General features: G+C 59.0%; 1 protein-coding gene. It reads left to right on the forward strand.

Going from position 1 to position 1,578, the window contains the following annotated elements; all coding sequences use genetic code 11:
- Positions 1–1,578: TonB-dependent receptor domain-containing protein (locus AC1DVF_RS29180; protein ID WP_477783625.1), on the forward strand; the 1,578-nt coding region annotated here is incomplete at both ends.

Here is a 1,578-nt window from a genome sequence, read left to right on the forward strand (position 1 = left end):
GCGCAGTACACCCAGATCCAGGCCAAGACGAAGGAAGGCGGMGTMTATGGCCGCTTTACCGTGAAGATCAACGACACCACCAAAGCGTACGTGTCGCTCAGTTACATGGAGACGAAAACGGATACGGTCTCTTCCCCGGCCCAGATCCAGAGTTCGACGCCAAACAACACCAACAATATTGCCTTGCCGGCGTACCTGAGCAATGGCAGCCTCAACCCGAACAACCCCTTCGCCTCGAGTGGTCAGGCAGCCCTGCTCAACTACGCGTTCGGCGATATCCCCCGCGGTGACACCTACGATAACCACAACCTGCGTATTGTTGGCGATGTCGCAGGTACCTGGGGCGAATGGAATTACGATGCGGCACTCGTCCTCAACCACACCAGCCTGGATACCCAGCAGTTCGGCTATCTCCAGTACACGGGCCTGATCAACGCGATCAATACCGGTAGCTACAATTTCCTCAATCCCGCATCGAACAGCACGGCGGTACGAAACTCCCTCGCGCCGGGCTACGACAAGACCTCGACCTCGGACCTCGATGCCATCGACCTGGCAGCCAATCGCAGCCTGTTCGACTTGCCCGGTGGCGCGCTGGGTATGGCGGCAGGTATCCAATTGCGCCACGAAGCACAGAACGATCCCTCGCTGAATCCGGGTAACGAGTTCCAGGGCCTGGGCAACGCGCAGACCAAGGGTAGCCGCGATGTCGAGGGCGCGTACCTCGAGTTCGACGCGCCCTTGCTCGAATCGCTGGAGGCGGATTTGTCCGGCCGCGTCGATCATTATTCGGATATCGGCACGGAGTTCGCGCCCAAGCTGGGCCTGAAGTGGAAACCGCTTGATTGGCTGGCACTGCGCGGCACGTTCTCCAAGGGTGTGCGTGCGCCGAGCTTTTCAGAAAATGGCTCCAGCTCCAACGAAGGTTTCGTCACGTATAACCCGCCGGCATCGTTCGCTGCGGAACATGGCAACAACGGCTATGTCCAGGCGTACCAGCTGGCCCAGTTCACCGACGCCAACAAGGCCATCAAGCCGGAGCGGGCGAAGAGCTATACGTTGGGCGTCGTCTTGCAGCCGACCTCATGGCTGAATGCGTCGTTCGACTACTATCACATCAAGAAAACCGATGTGATTACATCGACCGATCCGAGCTCGATTCTTGATGCGTACTATGCGGGGCAGGCCTTGCCCGCAGGCACGCAGGTGATCGCCGATAAGCCCGATCCGCTCAATCCCAACGCCCTGGCACGTCCGATCGAAGTGATCGGAAGCTACATCAATGCCAACTCCCTGAAGACCGATGGCCTGGATGTCGACCTGCAGGCCCATTTCACCTTCGGTAACGGTATCCAGTACATCTCCGACTTCAGCGGTACGGATATCTTTTCCTGGAGGCTGACGCTGCCCGACGGCACGGTGGAATCGTTCGCGGGCACGCACGGTCCTTACAACCTGTCTTCAGGCGCCGGTACGCCGCGATATCGTGAGTCGTGGTCGAACACCATGATCTGGAACAACCTCACCCTCACCGGCACCTTCTATCACACCAGTGGCATGAAGAACACGGCGCCGGAC

The sequence above is a fragment of the Pseudomonas sp. P4_D7 genome (assembly GCF_056401755.1).